General features: G+C 73.1%; 28 protein-coding genes and 1 pseudogene. 9 read left to right on the top strand and 20 right to left on the bottom strand.

The genetic code is table 11. The features are described from left to right. Window positions 1-31 precede the first annotated feature (31 nt). On the bottom strand, window positions 32-694 hold the full coding sequence (locus tag B7C62_19205) for a hemerythrin (protein ID ARF74131.1): 663 nt from the start codon (window positions 692-694) through the stop codon (window positions 32-34). A gap of 115 nt (window positions 695-809) precedes the next feature. On the opposite strand from B7C62_19205, the gene B7C62_19200 reads away from it, so the two are divergent. The 5 genes from B7C62_19200 (at window position 810) to B7C62_19180 (ending at window position 7086) form a co-directional block, all read left to right on the top strand. Continuing rightward, window positions 810-1499 carry a hydrolase gene (locus B7C62_19200; GenBank protein ID ARF74130.1) on the top strand — a complete coding sequence of 230 codons (690 nt, stop codon included), beginning with the start codon at window positions 810-812 and terminating at the stop codon, window positions 1497-1499. A 197-nt stretch (window positions 1500-1696) separates the two neighbouring features. After that, a complete protein-coding gene (locus B7C62_19195) occupies window positions 1697-2185 on the top strand; it encodes a MarR family transcriptional regulator (GenBank protein ID ARF74129.1) in 489 nt (162 codons plus the stop codon). A gap of 125 nt (window positions 2186-2310) precedes the next feature. Beyond that, window positions 2311-3822 carry an MFS transporter gene (locus tag B7C62_19190; protein ID ARF74128.1) on the top strand — a complete coding sequence of 504 codons (1512 nt, stop codon included), beginning with the start codon at window positions 2311-2313 and terminating at the stop codon, window positions 3820-3822. A gap of 43 nt (window positions 3823-3865) precedes the next feature. Beyond that, a complete protein-coding gene (locus B7C62_19185) occupies window positions 3866-5479 on the top strand; it encodes a hypothetical protein (GenBank protein ID ARF74127.1) in 1614 nt (537 codons plus the stop codon). Between the two features lie 74 nt (window positions 5480-5553). Beyond that, window positions 5554-7086 carry a serine/threonine protein kinase gene (locus B7C62_19180; protein ARF77261.1) on the top strand — a complete coding sequence of 511 codons (1533 nt, stop codon included), beginning with the start codon at window positions 5554-5556 and terminating at the stop codon, window positions 7084-7086. Window positions 7087-7139: 53 nt separating this feature from the next. Here the strand turns inward: B7C62_19180 and B7C62_19175 are convergent, their stop codons facing one another. Together B7C62_19175 and B7C62_19170 are read right to left on the bottom strand one after the other, a co-directional pair. After that, window positions 7140-7877: a TetR family transcriptional regulator gene (locus B7C62_19175; GenBank protein ID ARF77260.1), complete on the bottom strand. Its 738-nt coding sequence runs from the start codon at window positions 7875-7877 to the stop codon at window positions 7140-7142. A gap of 60 nt (window positions 7878-7937) precedes the next feature. After that, on the bottom strand, window positions 7938-8711 hold the full coding sequence (locus B7C62_19170; GenBank protein ARF74126.1) for a TetR family transcriptional regulator: 774 nt from the start codon (window positions 8709-8711) through the stop codon (window positions 7938-7940). A 111-nt stretch (window positions 8712-8822) separates the two neighbouring features. Between B7C62_19170 and B7C62_19165 the strand changes: the two genes are divergently transcribed. Continuing rightward, a complete protein-coding gene (locus tag B7C62_19165) occupies window positions 8823-9797 on the top strand; it encodes an ABC transporter (GenBank protein ID ARF74125.1) in 975 nt (324 codons plus the stop codon). Then, window positions 9790-10611, top strand: coding sequence for a multidrug ABC transporter permease (locus B7C62_19160; protein ID ARF74124.1), 822 nt, complete (start codon window positions 9790-9792; stop codon window positions 10609-10611). The genes B7C62_19165 and B7C62_19160 overlap by 8 nt, the downstream gene beginning before the upstream one ends. Window positions 10612-10678: 67 nt before the next feature. Here the strand turns inward: B7C62_19160 and B7C62_19155 are convergent, their stop codons facing one another. The 3 genes from B7C62_19155 to B7C62_19145 all read right to left on the bottom strand — a co-directional run bounded on the left by B7C62_19155 (window position 10679) and on the right by B7C62_19145 (window position 13559). Beyond that, window positions 10679-11929: a GNAT family N-acetyltransferase gene (locus B7C62_19155; protein ARF74123.1), complete on the bottom strand. Its 1251-nt coding sequence runs from the start codon at window positions 11927-11929 to the stop codon at window positions 10679-10681. A gap of 24 nt (window positions 11930-11953) precedes the next feature. Continuing rightward, window positions 11954-12928, bottom strand: coding sequence for an asparaginase (locus tag B7C62_19150; GenBank protein ARF77259.1), 975 nt, complete (start codon window positions 12926-12928; stop codon window positions 11954-11956). Window positions 12929-13046: 118 nt separating this feature from the next. Continuing rightward, complete coding sequence (locus B7C62_19145) at window positions 13047-13559, bottom strand: ABC transporter substrate-binding protein (GenBank protein ID ARF77258.1); 513 nt, start codon at window positions 13557-13559, stop codon at window positions 13047-13049. A 241-nt stretch (window positions 13560-13800) separates the two neighbouring features. Between B7C62_19145 and B7C62_19140 the strand changes: the two genes are divergently transcribed. After that, window positions 13801-14250, top strand: coding sequence for a D-tyrosyl-tRNA(Tyr) deacylase (locus B7C62_19140; GenBank protein ARF74122.1), 450 nt, complete (start codon window positions 13801-13803; stop codon window positions 14248-14250). A 13-nt stretch (window positions 14251-14263) separates the two neighbouring features. Here the strand turns inward: B7C62_19140 and B7C62_19135 are convergent, their stop codons facing one another. From B7C62_19135 to B7C62_19110, 6 genes are all read right to left on the bottom strand, one after another. Beyond that, window positions 14264-15229 (bottom strand): folate-binding protein YgfZ, encoded by a 966-nt coding sequence (locus B7C62_19135; protein ID ARF74121.1) that lies wholly within the window; start codon window positions 15227-15229, stop codon window positions 14264-14266. 9 nt (window positions 15230-15238) lie between these two features. Beyond that, entirely contained in the window at window positions 15239-15751 is a 513-nt protein-coding gene (locus tag B7C62_19130) for a transcriptional repressor (protein ID ARF74120.1), read from the bottom strand. A 75-nt stretch (window positions 15752-15826) separates the two neighbouring features. Then, window positions 15827-16399: an FABP family protein gene (locus B7C62_19125; protein ARF74119.1), complete on the bottom strand. Its 573-nt coding sequence runs from the start codon at window positions 16397-16399 to the stop codon at window positions 15827-15829. Window positions 16400-16673: 274 nt separating this feature from the next. Next, on the bottom strand, window positions 16674-17603 hold the full coding sequence (locus tag B7C62_19120; protein ARF74118.1) for a hypothetical protein: 930 nt from the start codon (window positions 17601-17603) through the stop codon (window positions 16674-16676). Further along, complete coding sequence (locus tag B7C62_19115) at window positions 17600-18409, bottom strand: hypothetical protein (protein ID ARF74117.1); 810 nt, start codon at window positions 18407-18409, stop codon at window positions 17600-17602. Before B7C62_19115 ends, B7C62_19120 begins: the two co-directional genes overlap by 4 nt. Continuing rightward, on the bottom strand, window positions 18406-19263 hold the full coding sequence (locus B7C62_19110; GenBank protein ARF74116.1) for a hypothetical protein: 858 nt from the start codon (window positions 19261-19263) through the stop codon (window positions 18406-18408). The genes B7C62_19115 and B7C62_19110 overlap by 4 nt, the downstream gene beginning before the upstream one ends. A 106-nt stretch (window positions 19264-19369) precedes the next feature. Here B7C62_19110 and B7C62_19105 point away from each other — a divergent pair, with 106 nt between their 5' ends. Continuing rightward, window positions 19370-19732: a sulfur reduction protein DsrE gene (locus B7C62_19105; GenBank protein ARF74115.1), complete on the top strand. Its 363-nt coding sequence runs from the start codon at window positions 19370-19372 to the stop codon at window positions 19730-19732. 64 nt (window positions 19733-19796) lie between these two features. On the opposite strand, the gene B7C62_19100 is transcribed toward B7C62_19105, so the two are convergent. The 8 genes and pseudogenes from B7C62_19100 to B7C62_19065 form a co-directional block, all read right to left on the bottom strand. Further along, window positions 19797-20054 (bottom strand): DUF3099 domain-containing protein, encoded by a 258-nt coding sequence (locus tag B7C62_19100; protein ID ARF74114.1) that lies wholly within the window; start codon window positions 20052-20054, stop codon window positions 19797-19799. 195 nt (window positions 20055-20249) lie between these two features. Further along, window positions 20250-20537 (bottom strand): hypothetical protein, encoded by a 288-nt coding sequence (locus B7C62_19095; GenBank protein ARF74113.1) that lies wholly within the window; start codon window positions 20535-20537, stop codon window positions 20250-20252. 37 nt (window positions 20538-20574) lie between these two features. Continuing rightward, window positions 20575-21414: a sulfurtransferase gene (locus B7C62_19090; protein ID ARF74112.1), complete on the bottom strand. Its 840-nt coding sequence runs from the start codon at window positions 21412-21414 to the stop codon at window positions 20575-20577. Window positions 21415-21589: 175 nt separating this feature from the next. Continuing rightward, window positions 21590-21870 (bottom strand): annotated as a pseudogene (locus B7C62_19085) (hypothetical protein). Beyond that, complete coding sequence (locus tag B7C62_19080) at window positions 21867-22556, bottom strand: hypothetical protein (GenBank protein ID ARF74111.1); 690 nt, start codon at window positions 22554-22556, stop codon at window positions 21867-21869. Before B7C62_19080 ends, B7C62_19085 begins: the two are co-directional and overlap by 4 nt. A gap of 148 nt (window positions 22557-22704) precedes the next feature. After that, on the bottom strand, window positions 22705-24093 hold the full coding sequence (locus B7C62_19075; GenBank protein ID ARF74110.1) for a hypothetical protein: 1389 nt from the start codon (window positions 24091-24093) through the stop codon (window positions 22705-22707). 10 nt (window positions 24094-24103) lie between these two features. Beyond that, on the bottom strand, window positions 24104-24358 hold the full coding sequence (locus B7C62_19070; protein ARF74109.1) for a molybdopterin synthase sulfur carrier subunit: 255 nt from the start codon (window positions 24356-24358) through the stop codon (window positions 24104-24106). A 59-nt stretch (window positions 24359-24417) separates the two neighbouring features. Next, entirely contained in the window at window positions 24418-25305 is an 888-nt protein-coding gene (locus B7C62_19065) for an alpha/beta hydrolase (protein ARF74108.1), read from the bottom strand. Window positions 25306-25605: the final 300 nt, after the last annotated feature.

The following is a 25605-nucleotide window of genomic DNA, read 5'->3' as shown; positions in this document are numbered from 1 at the left end:
GAAGGAGACCGGGCCGGGCGGGCGGGTGAGGTCAGCGGTCCGCGGCGTCCCTGACCGGGCCGGAGGGCCAGATGCGCAGGTCCTCGTAGGAGGCCCGCCACTCGGTCTCGTACGCGGCGCGCAGGGGCGGGGGCAGCTGGGCGAGGACGGAGGCGGCGCGGGCGGCGTCCATGTCGTCGAGGAGCCACGGGAGGTAGCGGTTGGCGTCGCTCCCGATGCGGTTCCGCTGCTCGGCGGCGAAGGCCGCCCACTGCTCCTGGCTCAGGGTCAGGTCCATGAGCGCGAGCGCCTCCCGCTCCTCGTGGTCCAGGTGGGCGCGGAGGCCGGTACGGAGCGCGTCGACGAGACCGCCGAGCCGTTCGGCCCCCGTGTCGCGGTCGGCCAGCGCGGTGTCGATATCCGTCAACAGCGGGTCGATGAGGGCGTGTTCGGCCTCCATCGCGTCGAGGAGCGCGGTCTCGGAACCCCGGTCGGCCAGCGCCGCGTACATCACCGGCCACAGGGTGAGGTCCTCGGCGGTGTGGTGGGCCGTCAGGAACTTCTTGAACAGCTCCCAGCCGACCGCCGCGCTCAGCACATGGCGCGGGTCCTCGTCCGCCCGGGCGGTGATTCGTGCGATGCGCTCCACTTCGCGCCGGAGCGCGTCGTGGAGGGCGAACATCATCGTCATGTCGAGGTTCTTGAAGTCGCGCATGATCTGTCCCCGTTGCCCTTCGCTTCCACCCGCACACGCCCGGCCGGGCCGTACAGAAGGAAGCTATCGTCAACTTGCTTATCTATCAAGATAGCAACCGTCATAACTACAACGAATATCGGTGATCCCCATTCCGGAAAAGGCACCCGACGGCCGCCCCCACGGCGCCGTGCTCTGCGACCTCGACAACGTGATCCGCTTCTACGACACCGCGCCCCTCGCCGCCCTGGAGCGGGAGGCGGGCCTGCCCGAGGGCGTGACGACGGAGATCGCCTACGCCCCCGAGACCGACCTCCCGCTCCTCCTCGGCCGGATCACCCCGGACGCCTGGGTGGAGGCCATCGCCGCCGGGCTCGCCGGGCGGGTCGGCGGGGACACGGACCTGGCCCGCACGCTCGGGCGCGCGCTCGCCGGGGCGCCGTTCCGGGCCGACGCGGAGGTGGTCGCGCTGCTGCGCCGGGCGCGCACCCATGTCCCGCTGGTGCTCGTCACCAACGCGACCCTCCAACTGGACGAGGATCTCGCCCTGTTGGGTCTCACCGACCTGGCCGACGCGGTGGTGAGCAGCGCGGTGGAAGGGGTGGCCAAGCCGGACCCGGCCATCTACCGCATCGCGGCCGGACGGGCGGGCGTACCGCCGGAGCGGTGCCTGTTCGTGGACGACCGGCAGGAGAACATCGACGCGGCCGTCGCCCTCGGGATGACGGGCGCCCTGTACCGCGAACCGGCGGATCTGCGGCGAGCGTTGGGCCCGTACGCGTACGGGGCAGGGGAGCGCCGACCCGGCGCCCGAACCGAGGGGTGACCCTGCACCTGAAGGGCGACCCGACACCCAGGACGCGGCCCGGCACCTGGCACGGCCCGGCACCCAAGACGCGACCCGAGACCCGAGGGCGCGCCCGGCACCCGAGGAGCGCCCCGACATCCAGGACGCCCCCCCAGACGCGACAGCCATCCCTTTCCAGATGATCCATCACGGATCGAACCATTACGCTGGCCGCCATGACCCCCACCGCACCCGCCCGCACCTCACCCGACCTCTCCTTCCTCCTGGACCACACCAGCCACGCCCTGCGCACCCGGATGTCGGCAGCGCTCGGCGAGGTCGGCCTGACCCCCCGGATGCACTGCGTCCTGGTCAACGCCCTGGCGGAGGAGCGCACCCAGATCCAGCTCGCCGAGATCGGGGGCATGGACAAGACCACGATGGTGGTGACGGTGGACGCCCTGGAGAGCGCCGGGCTCGCCGAGCGCCGCCCCTCCAGCCGGGACCGGCGGGCCCGGATCATCTCGGTCACCGAGAAGGGCGCGGCGCTCGCCCGGCAGAGCCAGAAGATCGTCGACCGGGTCCACGAGGAGGCCCTGGGCTCCCTGCCCGCACGCGACCGCGAGGCCCTGGTCCGGGCGCTGAACGCCCTGGCCGGGGGGCATCTGGCGACCCCGGCGGAGAGCCCGGGACCGGTCCGCCGGGCGCGCCAGGCCAGCAAGTGAACCCGCCCGGAGCCCTCACGGCCACCGCACCGCACCACCAGAGAAAGAAGAACCGAAAGAAATAGTCTGCAACAAAACCATCTGCTACGGTCACTCCTGTCGCATCGACCGACAGGAGCGGACCCATGTCCACCGCAACGCCGCACACCCCCGCAACACCGACCGCCTCGCCGCCCCGGCTCACCCGCCGGACCCGGACGACAGCCCTCGGGGTGATCGCCACGAGCATGCTCATGATCATTCTGGACGGCTCGATCGTGACCGTCGCGATGCCGGCCGTCCAGGACGACCTGGGCTTCACACCCGCCGGGCTCAGCTGGGTGGTCAACGCCTACCTCATCGCCTTCGGCGGCCTGCTCCTGCTCGCCGGACGGCTCGGCGACCTGATCGGGCGCAGGCCGATGTTCCTCTCCGGCATCGGGCTGTTCACCGCGGCCTCGCTGGCGGCCGGAGCGGCCGGTTCGCCCGCCGTGCTGGTCGCCGCCCGGTTCGCCCAGGGCGTCGGCAGCGCGATGAGCGCCGCGGTGGCGCTCGGCATCCTGGTCACCCTGTTCACCGAACCGGCCGAACGCGCCCGCGCCATCGGGGTGTTCTCCTTCACCGGCGCCGCCGGAGCCTCCATCGGGCAGGTCCTCGGCGGCGTCCTCACCGACGCCCTGAGCTGGCACTGGATCTTCTTCATCAACCTGCCGATCGGCCTCGCCGTCCTGCTGGTCGGCGTCCGCGTCCTGCCCGCCGACCGGGGCCGGGGCCTCGCCGCCGGAGCGGACGTGACGGGCGCCCTGCTCGTCACCGCCGGTCTGATGCTCGGGATCTACACCGTCGTCCAGGTGGAGACGTACGGGTGGACCTCGGCCCGCACGCTGGGCCTCGGGGCGCTCGCCCTCGCCCTGCTGGCCGGGTTCGTCCTCCGCCAGGCCACCGCCCGGACCCCGCTGATGCCGCTGCGCGTCCTGCGCTCGCGCAAGGTGTCCGGCGCCAACGCGGTCCAGATGCTGATGGTGGCCGCGCTGTTCTCGTTCCAGATCATCGTGGCCCTCCATCTGCAGAAGGTCCTCGGTTACGGGGCCGCCGCGACCGGTCTCGCGATGCTCCCGGCCGCCGTCGTCATCGGAGCCGTATCGCTCGGTCTCTCCGCCCGGCTCTGCACCCGCTTCGGTGAGCGGACCGTCCTGCTGACCGGGATCGCGCTGCTGATCGGGGCCCTCGGCCTCCTCGCCCGGATACCCGTACGGGCGGACTACGTCACCGATCTGCTCCCGGTGATGCTGCTGGCCGCCGGGTTCGGGCTCGCGCTCCCGGCGCTGACCTCGCTCGGCATGTCGGGCGCGGGCAAGGACGACGCCGGTCTCGCCTCAGGACTCTTCAACACCACCCAGCAGATCGGCATGGCGCTCGGCGTCGCCGTCCTGACCACCCTGGCCGCCGGACGGACCGAGGCGCTCCGCGCGGCCGGCAGCCCGTCGGCCGAGGCGCTGACCGGCGGCTACCGGCTGGCGTTCACCGTCGGCGCGGCGCTCCTCGTCGCGGCCTTCGCCGTCGCGTTCCTGACGCTGCGCCGGGAGCCGACCGCCGCCGCCGGGCACCGGCAGCCGCACCCGGCCGCCGCCACCGGGCGGACGGGAGCGGAGGCATAGGATCGCGTACCGTCCGGCGAAGCTTCTCGGGGGAGGCGGCGGTATGCAGACAGCGGGGTCCGACGATCCGTCACATATAGGCCCGTTCAGGACCGTTGCCGTGCTCGGCCAGGGCGGTATGGGCCGGGTCCTGCTGGGGGCGGCCCCGGACGGGCGGCTCGTCGCCGTGAAACGCGTACACGCCGATCTCGCCGACGACGAGGGCTTCCGCGCCCGGTTCCGGCGCGAGGTGGACGCCTCCCGCCGGGTCTCCGGGGCGTACACGGCCCCGGTGGTCGACGCCGACCCCGACGCCCCGGCGCCCTGGCTCGCCTCCCTGTTCCTGCCGGGCCCCACCCTGAGCGAGGCCCTGGAGGAGGCAGGCGTCCTGCCCGAGGAGACGGGGCGGCGGCTCGCCGCCGGGCTCGCCCGGGCGCTGGCCGACGTCCACCGGGCCGGGCTCGTCCACCGGGACCTGAAGCCGTCGAACGTCCTCCTCACCGAGGACGGCGTCCGGGTCATCGACTTCGGCATCGCGCGGGCCGCCGACCACGCGACCCGGATCACCCACACCGGGGCCCTCATCGGCTCCCCCGCCTTCATGGCCCCCGAGCAGATCGAGGGCCGGGCCCCCGGGCCCGCCGCCGACGTGTTCGCGCTCGGCGCCACCCTGGCCGTGGCCTGCGCGGGAAGGCCGCCCTTCGACGGCGGCTCGGTCCCCGCGGTCCTGTACGCCGTCGTCCACGAGGAGCCCGACCTCACCGCCGTACCGCCGGGCCTGCGCGGGCTCATCGGCGCCTGCCTCGCCAAGGACCCGGCCCTGCGGCCCTCCCCGCAGGAGGTGTCGGACCGCCTCGGGCCGGTGGCCGCCGCCGCCCGCCCCTGGCCGGAGGCCGTGCACGCCCGGATCGCGGCGCAGCGGGCGGAGGTGGACCGGCTCGTCCGCACGGCACCGCCCGCCGGGCCCGCTCCGGTACCCGCACCCGCCCCCGTACCCCTGTCCGCACCCGCCGCCACCCCTGCTCCCGTAACCGCTCCCGTACGGACTCCCCGGCGTCCCCGCCCCCGGCGCCGCCTGCGGATCGCCGCGATCGTCACCGCCGGGGCCCTCGCGGTCGGCGGAGCGGTCGCCGCGACGGTGCCCGGGGCGACGGGCTGGGCCGCCGACGCGTACTACCTGGTGGTGCCGGAGCCCGTACCGACACCGGGGGACGTGCCGCTGGACCGGGTCGCCGACCGGTACACCGCAGCGCTGCCCACCTGCGCCGAGGTGTTCACGCGGGTGGAGGTGCCCGCCGGGTTCGTCCCGCGGCCCGTCGCGGAGACCCCCGAGGAACGCGTGTCCGCGCAGTGCACATGGACCACCCGCTCCGGCGGTGACATCACCGTCTCCTGGAACCGGTACGACAGCGCCGGGGGGCGGACCGGTGCCGAGCTCGCGAAGGAACGGCACGAAGCGTTCTACCGGCGCGGCACCACCCGGCGCGACCTCGCCCCCGGCTTCGTCGAGGAGGCCCTGCGGACCGAGCCGAAGGGCGAGTACTGCGTGCTGTACGGCCGGGACGTGAACCTGACCCTCTTCCTCAAGGTGGAGAGCCCCGACCATCCGGTGGGCCGCTGCGAGAGCGTCATCACGGAGACCGGGCGGCAGGCCATGGCGGCGGTGAAGGCCCGGTGACCCGCCCGCTCGGTCCCGGGGACCCGCACCGCGCCGGACCGTACCGGCTCCTCGCCGAACTGGGCCGGGGCGGCATGGGCCGGGTGTTCCTCGGCGTCGCGCCGGACGGGCGGCTCGCCGCCGTGAAGCAGGTGCACGCCCGGTTCGCGGCGGACGAGGGCTTCCGCGCCCGGTTCCGGCGCGAGGCCGAGGCGTCGGGGCGGGTCTCCGGGGCCTGTACGGCGGCCGTCCTGGACGCCGACACGGAGGCCGAAACCCCTTGGCTGGCCTCCGTGTTCGTCGCCGGTCCCTCGCTCGGCGCGGCCGTCGGGCGCTCGGGCTCGCTGCCCACCGGGGCCGTGCGGCGGCTCGCCGTGGGCCTGGCGACGGCGCTGGCCGAGATCCACCGGGCCGGGCTGATCCACCGCGACCTGAAGCCGGAGAACGTCCTGCTGTCGGAGGAGGGCGTGCGGGTCATCGACTTCGGGATCGCGCGGGCCGCCGAGAGCGGGAACCTCACCGAGCTGACCGGGACCGGGCTGGTCGTCGGCTCCCCCGCGTTCATGTCGCCCGAACAGGCGGAGGGCCGTCAGCTCACCCCGGCGAGCGATGTGTTCTCGCTCGGTTCGGTCCTGGTCCTGGCCGCTACGGGGAGGAGCCCGTTCGCCGGGCCCTCGACGCTCCAGGAGCTCTACGCCGTCGTGCACGCCGAGCCCGCGCTCGACGCCGTACCGGCCGGACTGCGCCCCCTGGTCGCCGCCTGCCTGGCCAAGGACCCGGCGGCCCGCCCCAGCCCCGCGCAGCTCCTCGCCGCCCTGGGACCGGCGGAGCCCGCCGCCCGGCCGTGGCCGCCCGCCGTCCACGCGGCGATCGCCGAACAGCGGGCGGGCGTCGACGGGCTCCTGGCCGGGGGCCCCGACCCCGAGCGGACCGTGGCCCTGCCGCCACCGGGCGGCGCCACCGCCCCCGTCACCGCCGTCGTCGCGCCCGCCACCGCCGCCGTCACCGAGCTGAGCACCCCGGCCCCGCGCCGACGGAGGGGCCGGGTCACGGCCGCGGTCTCGGCCGCGGTCGCCCTGTGCCTGCTGGGCGTCGGGGCCTGGTGGTACGTACAGAACGACGGCGGGGACGGCGACTCCGGGCCGCCCGACCGCTATGCGACCGTGCCGACCTGCGCCGAGGCGGCGCCCCGGCTCCCCCTGCCGGAACGGCGGGAGGGCAGCGACAACTCCAGCGACCACACCTCCATGGCCGAGACCCGCTGCTCCTGGCACGAGAGGAACGAGCACCTGGCGAGCGGCTGGGACCCCGTCTCCCACGCCGATGTCCGCTGGCACCTGCGCCGCTCCGGCGGCTACTCCGGGAACGCCACGAGGCTCCAGGAAAAGACCTTCGCGGACGACGCCCGGGCCGGACGGCCCGCGACCGGACTCGCCTTCGCCGACGAGGCGTTCTGGGAACCCCTGGCCGCCGACGACTGGAGGAGCTGCGCGCTCTCCGTCCGTACGGCGAACCTCGTCGTGTACGTCGGCCTCGCCGGGGAGCGGCACCCGGCCGCCGACTGCGAAGAGGAAGCCATGAAGATCGCCGAGGCGGCCGTGGGGGCGGTCCCGGAGGGCGATTCCTAGGTCGTGTCGGTCCTAGGTCCTGTCGGCAGAAGGCAGTTTGCCGACAGGGCTGACTAACGCCCTCCGGACACGCCCCGGGCCCCCTCCAGCCCCGTCCTCAGCTGGACGAACGCCAGCTCGGCCGCCCGTACCGCGCCCCCGTGCACCTGGTCCGCGCTCTCCCCCGCGTCGATCCGGCGCCAGTTCTCCTCGGCCAGGATGCGCAGGACGGCGATGATCTGCCCGGCCGCGAGCCGTTCCGCGGTCCCGCCGCCCAGGGCGCGGGCGAGGGCGGCCTCGGAGCGGCCCTGGTACGCGTACAGGCGGGCCACCAGCGCCGGGGTCCCGTACAACAGGCGGTGGAAAGCCAGCACTTGGGGGGCGTCGCTGAGGCCGGTCGCCGGGTCGCGGCGGTCCAGCCCGGCCAGGAAGTGGCGGCGCAGCGCGTCCAGCGGGCTCTCGCCGGGGTCCCGGCCGCCGACCACCCGGGCCGCCTCGTCCTCGTGGTCGGCGAACCGGTGCAGCGCGAGGTCCTCCTTGGCGGGGAAGTACCGGAACAGCGTCGGCTTCGAGATGTCCGCCGCGGCCGCCACCTCCGCCACGGAGACCTTGTCGAAGCCGCGCTCCAGGAACATCGCGATGGCCGCGTCGGAGATCGCCCGGTACGTCAGCTGCTTCTTCCGCTCCCGCAGACTGACCCGGACCGGCTCCGGGGCCGGGGCACCCGACCGCTCCCGCCCCTCTTCCTCCACCGCCCCGGCGGCGCTTCCGTTTCCGTTCCCGCCGCCGGCCTTCTCTCCGCTCATGACCATGAAGCGTACGCCCTTGACCTGGAACGGACTTGCTGTCGCGGGCACGACAGAGGGGCCCGGCTACCCGCCTTCGGCCGTTCTCCGGATCAGCGCCTCGACCCCGTCCAGCAGGGCCGTCAGACCGAAGGTGAACTCGTAGTCGGGGTCGTCCGGTTCGCTCATCACGCCGGAGTCCAGCAGCCGGTGGATCGCGGGGTGGCGCGCCGGGTCGACCAGCCGCCGCAGGGTGCGTTCGTGGCCCGCGACCACCTCCTCGGGGGAGACCCCTCGCGCGGTGACGGCGGCGGCCAGGTCGCTCATCAACAGGGCCTCGCTGCGCACGAAGTTGGAGACGAGCAGAATCACCGAGATCTTGTCGCCCTCGCCGAGCCCGCTGCCCTCCAGCGCCTGGAGCCCCTGCTCCCACCAGGCGAGCGAGTTCGGGGTGGCGGGCGGGCCGCCGATCGGAATCCGGAGCACCCAGAGGTTGGCCAGGAACTGCTCGCGCTGCCCGGCCGCCCACTCGGTGAGCGCCGCACGCCAGCCCGCCCCGGCCTCCAGCGCGGGCAGCGGGGACGGCGGGCCGATGACCGCCTCCTGCATCAGGACGTAAAGCTCGTCCTTGGCGGAGACATACCGGTAGAGCGACATCGTGGAGGCGCCGACCTCCTTCGCGACCCGGCCCATCGACACGGCGGCGAGCCCCTCGGCCGCCGCCACGGACACCGCCGCCGCCACGATCCGCTCCAGGCTCAGCCCGGGCTTCGGCCCCTTGGCCGGGCGCTCCCGCAGCCCCCAGGCGGCCTCGATGGAGGCAGGCAGGTCGCCGCCGCCCGCACCGCTCTTCCCTGCCATCGCATCCCCTTGCCCGCGTTCCGTGCCCCCGTGCGCCTTGACCCCATCCTAGAGATGCGTAATGCTTACGCAATAACGCGTATGTCATACGCAGAAGGGGGTCCGACAGCCATGCCCAGCCCATCCGCACAGAACCCGTCCGCAGGGGACAGCTACGCCATCGAGGCGTACGGCCTCACCAAGTCCTACGGAAAACCGCCCGCCCGCGTCCTGGACGGCCTCGACCTCCGCGTCGAGCGCGGCAGCGTCTTCGCCCTGCTCGGGCCGAACGGGGCGGGCAAGACCACCTGCGTACGCATCCTCGCGACGCTCACCACCGCCGACTCCGGCACCGCCCGCGTGGCGGGACACGACGTGGTCGCCGAGCGGAGCGCGGTGCGGCGGGCGATCAGCCTCACCGGCCAGTTCGCCGCCGTGGACGAGACGCAGACCGGCGAGGAGAACCTGCGGATGATGGCCCGGCTGACCGGGCTCTCCCGTACCGCCGCCCGCCGCCGGGCCCAGGAGCTGCTGGAGCGCTTCGACCTCACCAGGGCGGCCCGGCGCACCGTCTCCACGTACTCCGGGGGCATGCGCCGCCGCCTGGACCTGGCCGCCGGGCTCACCGGCTCACCGGAGCCCGGCGTCTTCTTCCTGGACGAGCCGACGACCGGGCTCGACCCGCGCAGCCGCCAGGAGCTCTGGCAGGTGGTGCGCGAACTGGCCGGGCGCGGGGCGAGCGTGCTGCTCACCACGCAGTACCTGGAGGAGGCCGACCGGCTCGCCGACCGGATCGCGCTGCTCGACAAGGGCCGGATCGCCGCCGAGGGCACCGCCGCCGACCTCAAGGGCCGGGTCGCCGGACACCGCCTCGACCTGGTCCTCACCAGCCGCGAGGGCTACCTCCGCCTCGCCGGGCGGGCGGTCCACCACTCCCCCGAGACGCTCACGCTCGGGCTGCCCACGGACGGCAGCGCCGCCCACGTCCGCGCCCTGCTCCACGAGATCGACCCGGCGGGCACCGAGATCGACCGCTTCACCCTGCACAGCGCGACCCTCGACGACGTCTTCCTGGCCCTCACCTCGGAGGTACCCGCCCATGTCTGACACGGCCACCCTCCGCCCGGCACCGGCGCCACCCGTCCACCGGGTGAGGGCACCGGGCGCCCTCACCCACGCGGCCGTCCTGGCCGGACGCAGCCTGCGCGTCAGCCGCCGCAACAGCGACGCGCTGATCATGTCGCTGGCCCTGCCGATCATGCTGATGCTGATCTTCGTCTACTTCTTCGGCGGCGCGATCAAGACTTCGGCGCTCTACGACTCGTACGTCATGTACGTCGTCCCGGGCGTCATCCTCCTGTGCGCCGGGTTCGGCGCCGCGACCACCGCCACCGCCGTCAGCGAGGACATGAAGGGCGGCATCATCGACCGCTTCCGTTCTCTGGACGTGGGCGGTACGCCGGTCCTGGCCGGGCACGTGGCGGCGAGCACCGTCCGCAACCTGGTCGCCACCCTCGTGGTCTTCGGCGTCGCCCTCCTCATCGGCTTCCGCCCGGCGGCCTCCTGGGACGGCTGGCTCCTCGCGGCCACGGTCCTGGTCGCCTACATCGTGGCGCTGTCCTGGCTCTCGGCGGCGATCGGTCTGCTGGCGAGAAGCCCGGAGGCGGCGAGCGGGTTCACGTTCTTCATGTCGTTCCTGCCCTACCCGAGCAGCGCGTTCGTCCAGGTCGACTCGATGCCGAGCTGGCTGCACGGCTTCGCCGAGCACCAGCCGATCACCCCGGCCATCGAGTCCCTGCGCGGGCTGCTGCTGGGCCAGGAGGTCGGCAACACGCCCTGGATCGCGCTGACTTGGGCCGGGGGGATGCTCGCCGTGGCCGTCGCCGCGTCGGGGGCGCTGTTCCGCGTACGGACACGCTGACCGCCCCCGTAAGCAAAATGGCGGAGTGCCGGATCAGAAGTCGTCCGGGGCAGAGGATGCGGCCGGATCAGAAGACGTCCGGGCACCAAGGCCGCCGCCCCGTACGGAAGACGGCGTCCGCCAACTCCGCCGCACCGGGCCGCAGTTCGTCGGCCCGCCCCAGGTCCACCAGCCGCCGCGCCGACTCGTCGCCCAGATACAGGGTCGCCAACTCCGCCGCCCCCAGCACCAGATCGGCGCTCCGGGTGGTCGGTGCGCAGCGCGCCCCGTCGGGCGAGGCATCCAGCAGGAAGCGCCCCGCGGCCGGCCCCGACGTGTCCCGGACGTCGAGCACGAGCGACGCCTCCCTCTCGTACGCCCGTGCCTCCAGCGCCCGTTCCACATCCAGCATCCGCAGCCAGAGCCAGTCCGTGTGCGTGACCGGCCGGGCCGCACGCGGGTCCGGGAGCAGGAGGGGGAGGAGGTCGTCGGGGGCGCGGGTGCCCGAGCGGACGGTGGAGATCCAGTCGACGGAGCAGAGGAAGAGCCACAGGGCCCGCTCGGCGGCCGGGGTGGCGGCGATCAACTCCCGTACGGTCGCGGTGTTCACGGGCTGGCCGCCGTCGTTCCACTTGTCGTCGGCGCTGTAGATCATCAGACCGTCGACCGTGCCGTCCGCGTCGCGGTGGACGGCGTAGAAGGGCTCGTCCCACTTCTCGTAGGGCGAGCGGGCCGCCACGCCCGTGTGCTTCTTCCACCAGCGCTCGTCCCGGCTGACGATGCCGGGCCGGACCGCCGCCAGCCGGGCGTGCACGCCGGGGCCGTACGTCCGGATGTCGGCGCCGTCCACCAGCTCGACCCGGCCGCCGTCCGCGGGCTGCCCCGACCGGCGCGGGTCGAGCCCGGCGCGGTGGACGGAGACCTCCCATTCGGTGGACCAGGTAGCGGGGCCGAAGCCGTACCGCCCGTAGATCGGGTACTCGGCGGCGACCAGCGTGGCGACGGCCTCCCCACGCTCCCTGGCGGCGGCCAGGTCGTCCGTCATCATCCGGCGGAGCAGGCCGCGCCTGCGGTGGGTGGGCGCCATCGTCACCGCGCTGACCGCGTCGGCCACCACGGTGGAGCCGCCGGGCAGGGTCAGCCGCTGGGGGAACGAGCTGAACGTCCCCACGCACCGCCCGCCGTCGAACACGCCCAGGACCCGGGAGAGGTCGGTGTCCTCCAGCCGCTCCGCGACCGCCTCGTCGGACGGGGAACCGGGCGTCAGGAAACCGTTCTGCACCGCCCGCATCCAGTCGGGGTACTCGGACGCGGTGACGGTACGGACATCAAGGCTCATTCCCCCACGCTAAGCAGGCACGTCTCAGAATGTCGCGCGAATTTCCCCGACCTCCGCCGCCCCGCCGAGCAGCGGCGAACGCCCGATCCGGGCCACCACCGGGGCGTCCACCCCGAGCAGCTCCAGCGCGCGGGCCAGCACCGGCCCGAGCGCCCGCGTGGCCCCGTCGTCGATCTTGAAGGCGAGGGCGCGCCCGTCGGCCAGGGCCACCGCCTGCACGGCCTCGGCGCCCATTTTCGAGAGGGTCCCCGGCACCTCGCGCATCAGCCAGGTGTCGGGGCGGCGGGTGCCCGCCACGTACTCCGGGTGGGCCCGCATCGCGTCCGCGACCCGGCGTTCGGCGCTGCCCGGCCCGGCCAGCACGAAGGACCGGAAGGCGCGGGCGAGGCCGGTCAGCCCGATCGCCATCAGCGGGGCCCCGCAGCCGTCGGTGCCGAGAGCGGCGACCGGCTCGCCCGCCGCCTCGGCCACGACCTGGCCCACCAGCTGCTGGAGGGGGTGGGCGGGGTCCAGGTAGCTCGCGGTGTCCCAGCCGTTGCGGACGCAGACGGCGAGCATGGCGGCGTGCTTGCCGGAGCAGTTCATGGTGATGCGCTCGCGTACGTTCCCGGCGGCGAGATACGCCTCCGCCTCGACCGGGTCCAGCGGCAGGTCGGGCGGGGTCTGGAGGTCGGCGGCGCTCAGCCCGTGCTCGGCGAGCATCTTCGCCGCGAGTTCGCGGTGGAAGGGCTCCCCGGAGTGGCTGGCGGCGGCCAGGGCGAGCCGCTCCCCGGAGAGCTCCAGGCCCGCCCGGAGGATCGCGGCGGCCTGCATGGGCTTGTTGGAGGACCGGGGGAAGACCGGGGCGGCGGGGTCGCCGAGCGCGTACTCCACGCTGCCGTCGGCGGCCAGCAGGACCAGCGAGCCCCGGTGGTGGCCCTCGGTGAACCCGGACCGTACGACCTCCGCCAGGACGGGCGGGGCGGCGGATATCGCGGCGGGGGCGTCGGTCGACGTCATGGTGGCCTTCCGGAGACGGTCGGTACGTTCGGTACGCGGTCGGGTCGGTACGGACCCGCCGTCCGGAGGGATCGGCCGGACGGGCGGGGTGCGGGACCCGCCGTCCGGAAGGATCGCTTCAGGCGAGCAGGTCGTCCACTTGGGCTTCCCCGTCACGGTACCTGCGGGCGATCTCCGCGCTGCAATCGTCGGTCGTACGCTGGAGCTCGCTGCGGCGCCGGGAGACCTGCTGCTCGTAGCGGACGAGGCGGCCCATCGCGTCGTGCAGCTCCTCGTCCGTCCGGGCGGCCAGATCGGAGAGCTCGACCTCGGCGAGGGTCTCGGCGGCCAGCTGCCGGAACTCGTCCCCGCGCGGCGTCGTCAGCGTGACGTGCCGGGCGGAGGTGCGGTGCCGGGACGGGGCGTCGGCCAGGATCTCCGAGAGCCGGTCCACCACCGGGGCCTCCGGCACGGGCGCCTGCGGGTCCCGCCTGCGGGCCAGTTCGGCGCGGAGGATGTCGATCCGGCCCTGGACCAGCCGCCGTACGTAACTGAGGTCGGCCTCGTCCCGCTGCGCCTCCCGCCGCAGCGTCCGCAGCTCCGGCAGCCGCAGCCCGCCGAACCCGCCCTCCCCGCCGCCCTGCTCCGGCACGGACGCGAGCCCGGGCAGAACAGGCCGTACGGGTGAGTGCAGGATGTCGGTGCGGGCGCCGGTACCGGCGCCCGGGTGTGCGCCCGGTGCGGGCCCGGGAGATTGTCCGGCTCCATAGGTGCTCATACTGTTCCGTCCCCTCGACCGGTGCGTCGGCACACCGACATCGTGCATGGTGCCACCCTGCAAGGTGCCCCCGCAGACACTCTGTACCCGTTCAGCCCAAGATAGGTTGGTCTGTATGCGTGCAGTGGTACAGAGAGTGGACGGCGCGAGCGTCTCGGTGGCCGGAACGGGCGAGGACCCCGCGGCGCCCGGAGTGGTCGGCGAGATCATCGGCGAGGGCCTGTGTGTGCTGGTCGGAGTCACCCATGACGACACCCCGGAGAAGGCGGCCCAGCTGGCCCGCAAGCTCTGGTCCGTCCGCATCCTGGAGGGCGAGAAGTCCTGTTCGGATGTGAATGCCCCCCTCCTGGTGATTTCGCAGTTCACCCTCTACGGGGACGCCCGCAAGGGCCGCCGCCCCACCTGGAACGCCGCCGCCCCCGGCGAGGTCGCCGAACCGCTGGTGGACGAGGTGGTGGCCCAGCTGCGGGCACTGGGCGCGCAGGTGGCGACGGGCCGGTTCGGAGCGGACATGCGGGTCTCGCTCACGAACCACGGCCCGTTCACAGTGATCATCGAGGTGTGACGGGCTCCGGCCGCTACGGCTCGACGACCGTCTCCTGGGCCGCCGCCGTGTCCCCCGCGAGCAGCTCCGCGTCCACCGCCACGTTCCGCTTGACCAGGGCCAGGGCGATCGGGCCCAGCTCGTGGTGGCGGGCCGAGGTGGTGATGAAGCCGAGCTGGCGGCCCTCCTCGCCGTCGGCGGCCAGCCGTACGGGCGTGCCGTGGCCGGGCAGGTGTACCTCGCTGCCGTCCAGGTGCAGGAAGACGAGCCTGCGCGGCGGCTTCCCCAGGTTGTGGACGCGGGCGACGGTCTCCTGACCCCGGTAGCACCCCTTCTGGAGGTGGACGGCGGTGCCGATCCAGCCCAGCTCGTGCGGGATGGTCCGGTGGTCGGTCTCGAAGCCGACGCGCGGGCGGTGCGCCTCGACGCGCAGGGCCTCGTACGCCAGGATGCCTGCGGCCGGGCCGTTGGCGGCGGCGTACGCCTCCAGGTCGGCGCGCGGCAGGAACAGGTCCCGGCCCTGCGGGGTCTCCCGTACGGTGACGCCTTCGGGGACCTCGGCGATGGAACCGGCCGGGAGGTGCACGACGGCGGTGTCCTCGGTGCGGTCGGCGACCTCGACCCGGTAGAAGAACTTCATCGACTCCAGGTAGGCGATCAGGTCGCCCTGGGTGCCGGGCTCGACGTGCATCCACACCGTCGTCCCGTCGTCGACGAGATACATGGCGTGCTCGATGTGCCCGTTGGCGGAGAGGATCAGGGCCTCGGTGGCCCGGTGCGGGGCGAGGTCGCTGACGTGCTGGGTGAGCAGCAGGTGCAGCCAGCTCAGCCGGTCGTCGCCGGTGACGGTGACGACGCCCCGGTGGGAGAGGTCGACGAGGCCGGTGCCGTCGGCGAGGGCGCGTTGCTCGCGGAACAGGTCTCCGTAGTGCGCGGCGACACCTTCGTCGCGGCCCTCGGCGGCGACCGCGCCGGGCAGGGACAGCAGGGGGCTCTTCATGCGCCCAGCCTACGACTTGGCGGAGGCGTCCTCCGCTGCCGTGTTCGGATCGGCGCCCGTGCTTGCTTCCGCACCCGCGCCCGTACCCGCTTCCGCCGCCTGCTTCGCCTCCGTACAGCCCTCGCAGCGGCCGAAGATCGCGAAGTGCTTCATGTCGGTCTCGAACCCGAAGTCGCCGCGCAGCTTCTCGGTGAACTCGGTGACGACGGAGAGGTCCGCCTCGATGACGTCCTTGCAGTCGCGGCAGACCAGGTGGATGTGGTGGTGCCGGTCGGCCAGGTGGTACGTCGGGGCGCCGTGGCCCAGATGGGCGTGGCTGACGAGCCCGAGCTCCTCCAGGAGCTCCAGGGTCCGGTACACCGTGGAGATGTTCACCCCGGACGCCGTCCTGCGCACCTCGCACAGGATGTCGTCCGGAGTCGCGTGCTCCAGGGCGTCCACGGCCTCCAGGACGAGCTGGCGCTGAGGCGTCAGCCGGTAGCCACGCCGCCGAAGGTCGGTCTTCCAGTCGGTGCTCACCACAGGCCCAGTGTAGGGCGGGTGAGCACCGTCCAGAGGGCTCGTCCAGATCCTCTGTTCGAAGCCCGTCGAGATCGTCTACTTGAAGAACGCGATGCCGTCGTCCGGCATGTCCGGGAGGTTCCTCGCCATCTCGGCGACCTCCTCGGGGGTGACGACCTTCTTCAGGTGCGCCGACATGTACGGCCGCAGCTCGACGTCGGGGGTCGACTTCTCGCCGACCCACATCAGGTCGCTGTTGACGTACCCGTACAGGCGCTTGCCCCCGCTGTACGGGCCGGAGGCCGCCGTCCGGGCCACCGCGTCGGTGACCAGGTCGATCTGCGGCTTCTGGTGCGCCAGCTCGCCGTACCAGATCTCCACGACACCCTGGTCACGGACCATGACGACCTCGACCTTGCGGTCCTTGTCGACGCGCCAGTAGCCGGACTCCGACTCCAGCGGGCGGACCTGGTTGCCCTCGCCGTCCAGGACCCAGGTGTGGGAGACGTACTCCAGGAAGTCACGGCCGTCGTGGCTGAACGTGACCTCCTGCCCGAAGTTGCACTTCTCGGCGCCGGGGAAGTCGGACACGCCCGCGCCCGCCCACTTGCCGATGAGGAAGGCCAGCGGGACGAGGTCCGGGTGGAGGTCGGACGGAATCTCGATCATGAGCGGCTCAGACGATCTGTGAGGGAGGGGCGGAACGGTCGGGCGGGGCGAGGGTCAGCGCTGGCCCTGGTACAGCTTCTTCACGGCGACCACCGTGAAGGCCATGACGCCCACGCAGACCAGGATCAGCAGGGCGGAGAAGAATGCCTCAAGCACAGGGGGCTCCTCGTGACGAGCGGGTGGCGGCGGTGACATGGCCGGGGCCCCAGCCTAATGGGTGGGGGCCCGGCCTTCTCGTCCAGGTGGCGGCTGCGGGCGCGGCCCGGGGCCGTACTCAGGCGAGCAGCTGGTTCTGGAGGATCACCGTCTGCTGGAAGGGGATGCGCTCCGTCTCCCGCTTCCCCGGGCGCTCGTGCACGATCAGCGCGACCGTGTCGCCCGCCAGGGTGTACGCCTGCCGGACGTGCTCGGCTCCGAAGGGGGCCTGCTCGGTGAACACGAACGACGAGAGGTTCTCGATGTCGTTGGCCGAGCCCCAGGAGCCGTCGAACTCCATCGCTTCCGTACGGTCCAGCGGCGTACCGGCCGAGGAGCCGACGTACAGGTCGTCGATCAGGCGGGTCGCGAACGCCGTCGAGTTGAACCGCACCAGATAGATCCGGGACACCGTGCCGTCCGGCATGGTCCAGCCGCGTGCCGCGATATGGCGCGGGGCGGCGTCCTTCAGGAGCTGGGCGACCGACGCCCGGTTCTGCGGCCGGTAGGCGGCGACGAAGGTCTCCGTGGAGATCCAGCCGCCGGTCAGCTTCTTGTCCGGCACCGCCCCGGCCGGAGCGGGCAGCAGCAGGTCGCGCAGATCGGCGTGGTGGATCTCGGCCGGGTTGCCGGTACTGAACGGGCGCGGCGACCCGGCCGGGAGCGCGGGCAGGGACAGCTTCGGGTACGCCCAGCGGCCGTCGCCCTCGGTGGCGAGCCCGGGCACGTCGGTCCGCTCCAGGGAGGCGATCCCGAAGGCGGTACCGGTACCGAGCACCCCGAACGCCAGCACGGCGGCCGTCCACCGGCCGACGGCCCGCAGCACCCGCCGGGGCGGCGCAGGAGGCACAGGCGGCACGGCCGTCTCGGTCGTCTCGGCTGTTTCGGGGGTTTCGGGCACCTCTCGCGGCTCGGGCGTCCCGGCCACCTCAGGCGCCTCGGGCGTCCTGGTCACCTCAGCCACCTCGGGCGCCGTCGCCGTCCCGGGCGTCACGGTCTGCTCGTTCATATGTACTCCCCCGGGGACGTGATGTGGTCGAGCTGGTCCTTCAGCAGGTCCCCGGCGCCGGACGGGCTGAAGGGCTTGCTGCCCTGCGCCTCGAAGGAGACCGAGATCTCGCCCTCGTACGCGAAGCAGACGACGCCGTCGAGGGTGTTCTTGTCGCCCTTGGGCAGGCGGTAGCACACGGCGTTCTTGTGGCCCTCGATCCTCGGCCCCTTGCGGAGGACGCCGAAGGAGTCCAACAGCGCCTTGCGTTCCGTGAACGACTCCCGCACCGCCGACCTGTCCCCCATCTTCACGATCTGGATGTTCGCGACGAGGTTGTTGTCCTCCGAGGTGTACGAGCGCTGCGCGAGGCCCTGGATGCGGAGCCGGTCGACGAGCTCGGCCAGCTTCCGGCGGTCCTTGCCCGCCAGGCCGCGGCCCGTCTCCTTCACCGCGGCGGCGGCCTTCGCGCCGCTGATCTCGTTGTCGTTGCCGTGCTCGCCGATGTCCGGGCCGAGCCGGTAGCCCTTGGGCACCGGCAGCAGGTGCTGGGACAGCTCGGTGTCGTGGCGGCCCCGGGACGGGTTGCCCGCCGGGTCCTTTCCGGCCGGTGCGTGGTCCTTGTCCCAGACCGTCGTCGTGACCTTCCGCTCGGCGGTTCCCACGGTGGCGTTGGTGTAGCCGGCCGCACCGCCGACCACCGCGAGCACCAGGCCGACGGGCAGCGCGGTCAGCAGGACGCGGCGGACCCGGCTCGCCGGGGCGGCCGAAGCGGCGGCCGAGGAGGTGGCCGTGGGCTCCGTGGTGCGGTTCGTCTCGTCGTTCACAGCCGCTCCAGCTGTCGTTCGGCCAGCGTCCGGATGTCCTTCGCCTTGATCGGGGCGGTGTCGAAGACGTTGATGTCCATCACGATGTCTCCGCGTACGGCCAGGGCGCGGGCCCGGTACGACGGGAGGTAGCCGGCCTTCCGCTCGACCGGGTACAGGAAGTACCGGCCCTCACCGCTGCCCTTGATCGGATGGCCCGGGTTGCCCGCGCCGTCCTCCTCCTCGTCCATGTACTCCAGCTGGCCGGCGAAGTGGTCGGACGCGGCGAGCATGTCACCGGACCGGAACTGGATCAGCTCGACCCCGGCCTTGCCGAACTGCCCCCGCCGCCACTCGACCGAGGCCACCCGCCGGAAGTCGCTCCCGGCGAGCGTCTCGAACATGTAGTTCGGTTCGAAGTAGAACCCCTGGGTGTACTCGGAGAGGGTCTCCCAGCCGTCGCCGCCACCCAGCTTCTTCGCCCCCTTGGGCCGGTCGACGAGCAGCTCGCGCAGGTCGCCGTCGGCCGTGACCTGGCGGTCCTGGGCGGCGGGCAGCGGGGCCGGGGCCGAGGGCAGCGGCTTCGCCGGGTAGCCGAGACCCGGCTGGGACAGGGCGGGCAGCGGTGTCGGCGGTCGCTCGGCCTGGATGCCGTAGCCCACGGCGACGCCGCCCGAGATCCCGAGCAGCGCGGCCGCGGTGATGATCAGCGCGGTACGGCCGCGTGGCCTGCGGCGCATGGGCGCTGCGGCCGCGACGGACGGCGCGGGTGCTCCCGTCGGCGGCTCCGCGGGCGGCGCGGGCGCGGCAGGAGCGGGCGCGGCGGGCGGCGCGGATTCCACCGGGGCGGCGGACATGGTGTCGTTCGGTTCCAAAGGGGTCCCCCTGAATGACCTGAGGCGCGGGTTTCCCTCACCTGCGCGCACAAGTGACCCCCGGGGCGGCAAGGAGGTTGCCTCCCGGCCGATTACAGTTCGGCATATGCCGAAGAAGCTTGTGATCAAGGTGACCGCCGGGCCCGAGGCCGCCGAGCGCTGCTCGCAGGCGTTCACCGTCGCGGCGGTGGCCGTCGCCAGTGGGGTGGAGGTCTCGCTCTGGCTGACCGGGGAGTCCTCGTGGTTCGCGCTGCCGGGCCGGGCCGCCGAGTTCGAGCTGCCGCACGCCGCCCCGCTGCCGGATCTGCTGGACTCGATCCTCGCGGGCGGGCGGGTCACCCTCTGCACGCAGTGCGCGGCGCGGCGTGAGATCACCGAGAAGGACGTGCTGGAGGGCGTACGGATCGCGGGCGCGCAGGTCTTCGTACAGGAGGCCATGGCGGACGGGGCGCAGGCGCTCGTCTACTGAGCCCGCCCCGGGACCGTCCGCCGCGTACGGCCGTCGGGCCCGTGCCCCGGGCCCGTACGGGTTGTCAGTACCGCTTCCTGCCGTCCAGCTCGTCCCACCACTCGTCGGACTTCGGGTCGCCGGAGGGATCGTCCCACCACCGGTCCTCCGGCCCCCGCCGGTTGGCGAGCACCGCGGCGACGGGCGGGATCACCATCGCGACCAGGCACATCGCGATGGCGGCGGGCGTCGACCACAGGCGGACGACGGCCCAGGCGGAGACGAAGAGGGCCACGCATCCGCCCATCATCAGGAAGTAGTTCCGCCTGCGTCGGGCGTACATACCTCCAGCGTAGGACGGTCGCCGGGCCTCCGTAACAGGTCGCCGGGCCTCCGTGACAGAACGGCGCGGAACGGCCCCGCACTGCCTGCACGGAACGGCGCGAAGGGCCGCACCCCGCGTCAGGTGGCGTCCAACCCCCTGGGGTGCGGCCCTTCGGCCGTATCGGTGCCGCCGGTCGGGCGGCCATGCCGTGGATCAGACGGCGATCGCGACCTCGGAGAGCCCGCCGGTCCGCGCGACGACCGTGCGGTCGGCGCTGCCGCCCGGGACCAGGGCGCGGAGCGTCCAGGTGCCCTCGGCCGCGTAGAAGCGGAACTGTCCGGTCGCCGAGGTCGGGACCTCGGCGGTGAACTCGCCGGTCGAGTCCAGCAGACGCACGTAACCGGTGACGGGCTCGCCGTCGCGGGTCACGCTGCCCTGGATGGTGGTCTCACCGGGCTTGATCGTCGAAGCGTCGGGGCCGCCGGCCTGTGCTCCACACATGGTGTTCTGTCCTTCTGGTCGAAGTGGTGCTGGTCGGTTACTTGGCGGGGCCGAGCTCGATCGGCACGCCGACGAGGGAGCCGTACTCGGTCCAGGAGCCGTCGTAGTTCTTGACGTTCTCCTGGCCCAGCAGCTCGTGCAGGACGAACCAGGTGAGCGCCGAGCGCTCACCGATGCGGCAGTACGCGATGGTGTCCTTCGACAGGTCGACCTGCTCGTCCTCGTAGAGGGCCTTGAGCTCGTCGTCCGACTTGAAGGTGCCGTCGTCGTTGGCGTTCTTCGACCACGGGATGTTGCGGGCGCTCGGCACGTGGCCGGGGCGCTGCGACTGCTCCTGCGGGAGGTGCGCCGGGGCGAGCAGCTTGCCGCTGAACTCGTCGGGCGAGCGCACGTCGACCAGGTTCTGGCTGCCGATGGCCTTCACGACGTCGTCGCGGTAGGCGCGGATCGACTCGTCCTGCGGCTTGGCCTTGTACTCGGTGGCCGGGCGCGTGGGGACGGCGTCGGTCAGGTCGCGGGAGTCCAGCTCCCACTTCTTGCGGCCGCCGTCGAGGAGCTTGACGTTCTCGTGGCCGTAGAGCTTGAAGTACCAGTAGGCGTAGGACGCGAACCAGTTGTTGTTGCCGCCGTAGAGGACGACCAGCGTGTCGTTGCCGATGCCCTTCTCGCTGAGCAGCTTCTCGAAGCCGGCCTGGTCCACGAAGTCACGGCGGACCGGGTCCTGGAGGTCCTTGGTCCAGTCGATCCGGATCGCGTTCTTGATGTGGTTCTTCTCGTACGCCGAGGTGTCCTCGTCGACCTCGACGATGGCGACCTGCGGGTCGTCGAGGTGGGCCTCGACCCAGTCGGCGTCTACCAGGACGTCGCTGCGGCTCATGTTCTTCTCCTCCGGGGCAGTCTGCGGCGGGGTGATACGGGGTGCGGGGTGTGCGCGGTGCGGGTGTGCGGGTATACACGCCGACGGACGGAGCGCGGCGCGTACGGGGCACGGGGGCGGCCCTGACGCTGGTGGTCGAAGGGCCGGGAGCAGCGGGACGGAACGAACGCCCCGCTCAGGAGGTGCGACAGAGCATGGCGGCGACGCGGCACAGGTCTACTGCCCGCCGCTTCGTGAGATCCGCCTGTCGCTTCATGGGTCCGATCGTAGGGAGGTACGGGCGGAGATGTCACCGTCGTGTCGCATGGTGAGACGCGATCATCCATGATGCGAGACGTGGAGCGGGGAGGCGCGGTGCGCGGCCGGTCCCGTGCCGCGTTTCGCTCGCCGCCCATCTACGGACCGGACATCGGCGTCTCACCATCCGGATATGGGCGTGACCGGCGCGGGGCTCAGCCCGTCAGTGAGACGTCCGAGCCGTTCAGCGCGATCTCCAGGCCGTTCCCGGTCACCTGGACCTCCTGGAGCTCCAGGCCCTTCGGCAGACCGTCGACCTGGCCCTCGAAGTCCGTCCGCGACCGCACCAGTTGCTCGATCCCCGGGATGCCCTCTCCCGGCACCTTGTCCGCGCGCACCTTGATCGTGTCGCCGTCGACCCGGGTCACCGTGGAGACCACGCTGCGGGCGATCGGGCGGCCGAGGACCTCGACCGTGCCGGTGACCTTCACCTTGCCGTCGCCGCCGTACGCGACGGTGACGCCGTCCTCCGCCGCCGCCGTCAGGTCCTCGTACGAGACGACGGCGGTGCCGGTGGCGCGGGCCGCCGTGGCGGTGGAGTAGCCGGAGCCGAGCTTCACGTCGTGGAGCCGCGCCCGTACCTCACTGACCCGTATCGCGCGGCCCGCCGCCTCGGTCTTCATATCGGTGAGGGTGACGTCGACCCGGTCGAGCTCCGACGCGGCGAGCTGGGTCAGGAAGGGGAACCCCTTGATCGAGATCTCGGTCCTTCCCGAGACGCCACCGCTGATGCTGACCCGGTCCTCGGCCTCGGACTCGGCGAAGTACAGCGCCGCCCGGTCGGCGGCGACGAAGAGACCGCCGACCACCACCAGAAGGACCAGCAGTGTTCGCAGTGCGCGCATGTGTGTCGTTCCCCGCCTCGGCCGTACGGTCAGTGCCCCCGGGTGATCGACGTACGGCGCCACCCGATCGGTTCCCCGGGCGGGTACCCCGGTTGAGGGCACGTCAGGCCCGTACGGCCGTGTCGCGTACGTGACACGGCCGTACGGGTCAGACCAGCGCGCGGCCGATCAGGTACACCGCCGGGGCCGCCGCCGTGAGCGGCAGCGCCACGCCCGCCGTCATGTGGACGAAGCGGGACGGGTAGTCGTAGCTCGCCACCCGCAGCCCGATCAGGGCGCAGCCGGCCGCCGCGAGGCCGAGGAGGGCGCCCCCGGTGCCGTACTCCGTGAGGCCGCCCGCCGCGATACCGGCGCCCGCGCCCGCGAGCAGCGCCACCGCGACGGAGGCGGTGCCCGGGAGCGGCAGCGCCCGGGCGAGGACGGCCGCCGCGACCGCGGTCCCGCCGACCACCACCGCGTCCCCCGCCGCCGCGAGGTGCCCGGCGGCCAGCACCGCGAGGGCCGCCGAGACGACCGTCGCCATCAGCCCGTTCAGCCGGTCGTCGGCGTCCGCCTGGCTGCGGAGCTGGAGGACCACGGTGAGCAGCACCCAGATCCCCAGGGCGCCCAGGAGCGCGGCGGGCCCGTGCTCCCGGCCCGCCGCGAGGAGGGCGACATCGGCGGCGAGACCGCCCGCGAAGGCCAGCGCGATGCCCTGGCGGGCCGGCCACATGCCGTTGAGCCGGAACCACCCGGCGGCCGTCACCGCCTGGAGGAGGACGAGCGGGACGAGCAGGGCGTACGGGCCGATGGCGGCGCCGCCCGCGAGGAGCAGGCCGAGCCCGGCGGTGATCGCGGCGGGCTGCATCCCGGGCGCGATGATCGGCGACCGGCCCTCGGCCCGGGCCCGCTGGGCGTCGGTGATCCGGGCGTTGCCGAGGGTGGTGGGCGCGCTGTAACCGGAGGTGTCGGGTCCGGTCCGGTGCGCCTGCGGGTCCCCGTCGTGCGGTGCCTGCTGCGGAGCCGGGGGTTCCACCGCGGGTACGGGGACGGCCGGGACCTCGGGCGGGAGCGGGAGGGAGCCGGAGGCACCCTGCGGGGGCAGGTAGGCGGTATCGGCGGCGGGCCGGTACGGCTGGGGCTGCTGATACGGCTGCTGCGGCTGGGGCTCCTGGTACGGCTGCTGGTACGAGGAGTGCGGCTGGGGCGTCCCGTACGCGTCGGGCACCCCGTACGGGCCGGACTGCTGCTGACCCGTCTGCTGCCCAGTCGCGTACGGCTGCGGCTGCCCGTACCCCTGGACCTGTCCCTGCCCCTGAGCCCCGTACGTATCCGGCCCCTGCCCCGCGTACGGCTCCGGGGTCCGCCGGATCGTCGGCTGGTACTGCGTGTCCCAGGTCGGCGCCTGCCACGTCTGCGTCGCGCCCTGGTCGAAGGCGCCCGGCTCCTGGGGCACGGCGGACTGCCCGGCCGTCCCGTCGGGCCAGTAGGGCTGCGGCGGCTGCTGGGCCCGCTCGGGGTCGTACGGATACGGGTACTGCTGATCGTTGCTGCTCATGGCCTGCGGCTCACCCTCCTGCGAACGGCGGGAGCACCTCGACCGTGCCGCCCTCGGCAAGGCGTACGGTCTCATGCCCACGGGTGCCGACGGGATCGCCGTCGACCAGGAACGAGCACCGCCGGAGCACCTGGCTCAGCTCGCCGGGGTGCCTCTCGCGCACCGCGTCGAGCGCCTCGGCGAGGGTCGCCGCCGTGTACGGCTCCTCCGCCGTGCCCGCCGCGGCCTTGGCCGCGGCCCAGTAGCGGATCGTCCCCGCTGCCATGGCGCCACTCCTTCGGTCGGTTCGTGGGTCGATGTCGTACGTCAGCTCCCCATGATGGGTCACGCGGGCGGTGCGGCCGTCGCCCAGGCGGCGATACGGGAGAGGAGGGCCTCGTCCGCCGCGTTCTCCGCGTGCCCCATCCCCCGCTCCAGCCACAGTTCCGCCCCGCCCGGCCCCGCCGCCCCGGCCAGCATCCTCGGGTGGTCCAGCGGGAAGTACGGGTCCCGGTCGCCGTGCACGAGCAGCAGCGGGGCCGGGGCGATGAGCGGGACCGCCGCGACCGGGGAGAGCGGGACGGGGTCCCAGTCGTCGGTGGCGATCCGGGTCCGGAATCCGTACCGCCCGACAAGCCGCCCCGAGGGCCGGGTGACCACCCAGTGCAGGCGGCGCATCGGGGCCGTACCCCGGTAGTACCAGCGGGCCGGAGAGCTGACCGAGACCACCGCGTCGGCGTGGGCTCCGGAGTGCGCCCCCGAGCGCTCCTCCGCGCGCCGTTCGCGCACCGGTACACGAACGGACGCCCCCCGCGCATCGAAATCCCCCTCGGAGCCGTCCGTATACAGAGCGCCGTGCCGCAGCACCACGGACCCGCCCATGGAGAACCCGACCGTCACGACCCGGGAGTGCCCCAGCGTCCGCGCCCAGGTCACGGCGGCGGCCAGATCCAGCACCTCGCGGTCGCCCACCGTGGAGCGCCCGCCGGACCGCCCGTGGCCCCGGAACGAGAACGTGATCACGGCCGCACGCTGGGAGAACACCCGCGCGGCCCGGCGTACGGCGGGGCGGTCGGCCGAGCCGGTGAAGCCGTGCGCGACGACGATCGCGGGGACCTCGGCCACCGGTTCCGTACGGGCTCCGGAACCCGCCGTACACGGTTCGTACACCGCCTCGACCGGTACGCCGTCATCCGTCAGCAATGTGGCGAAACGCGGTACCCGCGTGAGCAAGGGAACAGAAGAACCCCGGATCGGGCCCTCGGACGCGGAACTCATGTGGGCTATTCTGCTGCGAAGAGGACCTGGGCAATGCAGCCCCCGGGTCCTTTTGTGCTTTTCGGGCGTTGTTACGGAGACGTTTCGAGAAGCTCAGCGGTCCCCGGGGCGCGGGATCGCGCGTAATAACGGCAACACCCGCATGACGTACGAAGCAGTGCCGCATACTCCCCCGGGTCCGGCCCGGGAGTGCCCCTCTCGCAGGGAAACGAGGAGGACCGACGTAATGGGCGAGCGAACCGTGCAACACGATCG

Origin of the sequence: Kitasatospora albolonga, assembly GCA_002082585.1 — a bacterium.
Classification (GTDB): Bacteria; Actinomycetota; Actinomycetes; order Streptomycetales; family Streptomycetaceae; genus Streptomyces; species Streptomyces stephensoniae.
Note: the sequence above shows the minus strand (reverse complement) of the source record. Positions and strands in the feature narration are given on the sequence as shown.

Excerpts from the sequence above, each read along its gene's own strand:
- B7C62_19185 (ARF74127.1), top strand. The coding sequence starts at position 3,866 with ATGCAGACAGCGGGGTCCGACGATCCGTCACATATAGGCCCGTTCAGG.
- B7C62_19105 (ARF74115.1), top strand. The coding sequence starts at position 19,370 with ATGCCGAAGAAGCTTGTGATCAAGGTGACCGCCGGGCCCGAGGCCGCC.
- B7C62_19100 (ARF74114.1), bottom strand. The coding sequence starts at position 20,054 with ATGTACGCCCGACGCAGGCGGAACTACTTCCTGATGATGGGCGGATGC.
- B7C62_19070 (ARF74109.1), bottom strand. The coding sequence starts at position 24,358 with ATGGCAGCGGGGACGATCCGCTACTGGGCCGCGGCCAAGGCCGCGGCG.
- B7C62_19125 (ARF74119.1), bottom strand. The coding sequence starts at position 16,399 with ATGATCGAGATTCCGTCCGACCTCCACCCGGACCTCGTCCCGCTGGCC.
- B7C62_19075 (ARF74110.1), bottom strand. The coding sequence starts at position 24,093 with ATGAGCAGCAACGATCAGCAGTACCCGTATCCGTACGACCCCGAGCGG.
- B7C62_19155 (ARF74123.1), bottom strand. The coding sequence starts at position 11,929 with ATGAGCCTTGATGTCCGTACCGTCACCGCGTCCGAGTACCCCGACTGG.
- B7C62_19195 (ARF74129.1), top strand. The coding sequence starts at position 1,697 with ATGACCCCCACCGCACCCGCCCGCACCTCACCCGACCTCTCCTTCCTC.
- B7C62_19135 (ARF74121.1), bottom strand. The coding sequence starts at position 15,229 with ATGAAGAGCCCCCTGCTGTCCCTGCCCGGCGCGGTCGCCGCCGAGGGC.
- B7C62_19120 (ARF74118.1), bottom strand. The coding sequence starts at position 17,603 with ATGAACGAGCAGACCGTGACGCCCGGGACGGCGACGGCGCCCGAGGTG.
- B7C62_19190 (ARF74128.1), top strand. The coding sequence starts at position 2,311 with ATGTCCACCGCAACGCCGCACACCCCCGCAACACCGACCGCCTCGCCG.
- B7C62_19165 (ARF74125.1), top strand. The coding sequence starts at position 8,823 with ATGCCCAGCCCATCCGCACAGAACCCGTCCGCAGGGGACAGCTACGCC.
- B7C62_19175 (ARF77260.1), bottom strand. The coding sequence starts at position 7,877 with ATGGTCATGAGCGGAGAGAAGGCCGGCGGCGGGAACGGAAACGGAAGC.
- B7C62_19180 (ARF77261.1), top strand. The coding sequence starts at position 5,554 with ATGGGCCGGGTGTTCCTCGGCGTCGCGCCGGACGGGCGGCTCGCCGCC.
- B7C62_19160 (ARF74124.1), top strand. The coding sequence starts at position 9,790 with ATGTCTGACACGGCCACCCTCCGCCCGGCACCGGCGCCACCCGTCCAC.
- B7C62_19140 (ARF74122.1), top strand. The coding sequence starts at position 13,801 with ATGCGTGCAGTGGTACAGAGAGTGGACGGCGCGAGCGTCTCGGTGGCC.
- B7C62_19150 (ARF77259.1), bottom strand. The coding sequence starts at position 12,928 with ATGACGTCGACCGACGCCCCCGCCGCGATATCCGCCGCCCCGCCCGTC.
- B7C62_19170 (ARF74126.1), bottom strand. The coding sequence starts at position 8,711 with ATGGCAGGGAAGAGCGGTGCGGGCGGCGGCGACCTGCCTGCCTCCATC.
- B7C62_19205 (ARF74131.1), bottom strand. The coding sequence starts at position 694 with ATGCGCGACTTCAAGAACCTCGACATGACGATGATGTTCGCCCTCCAC.
- B7C62_19095 (ARF74113.1), bottom strand. The coding sequence starts at position 20,537 with ATGTGTGGAGCACAGGCCGGCGGCCCCGACGCTTCGACGATCAAGCCC.
- B7C62_19090 (ARF74112.1), bottom strand. The coding sequence starts at position 21,414 with ATGAGCCGCAGCGACGTCCTGGTAGACGCCGACTGGGTCGAGGCCCAC.
- B7C62_19080 (ARF74111.1), bottom strand. The coding sequence starts at position 22,556 with ATGCGCGCACTGCGAACACTGCTGGTCCTTCTGGTGGTGGTCGGCGGT.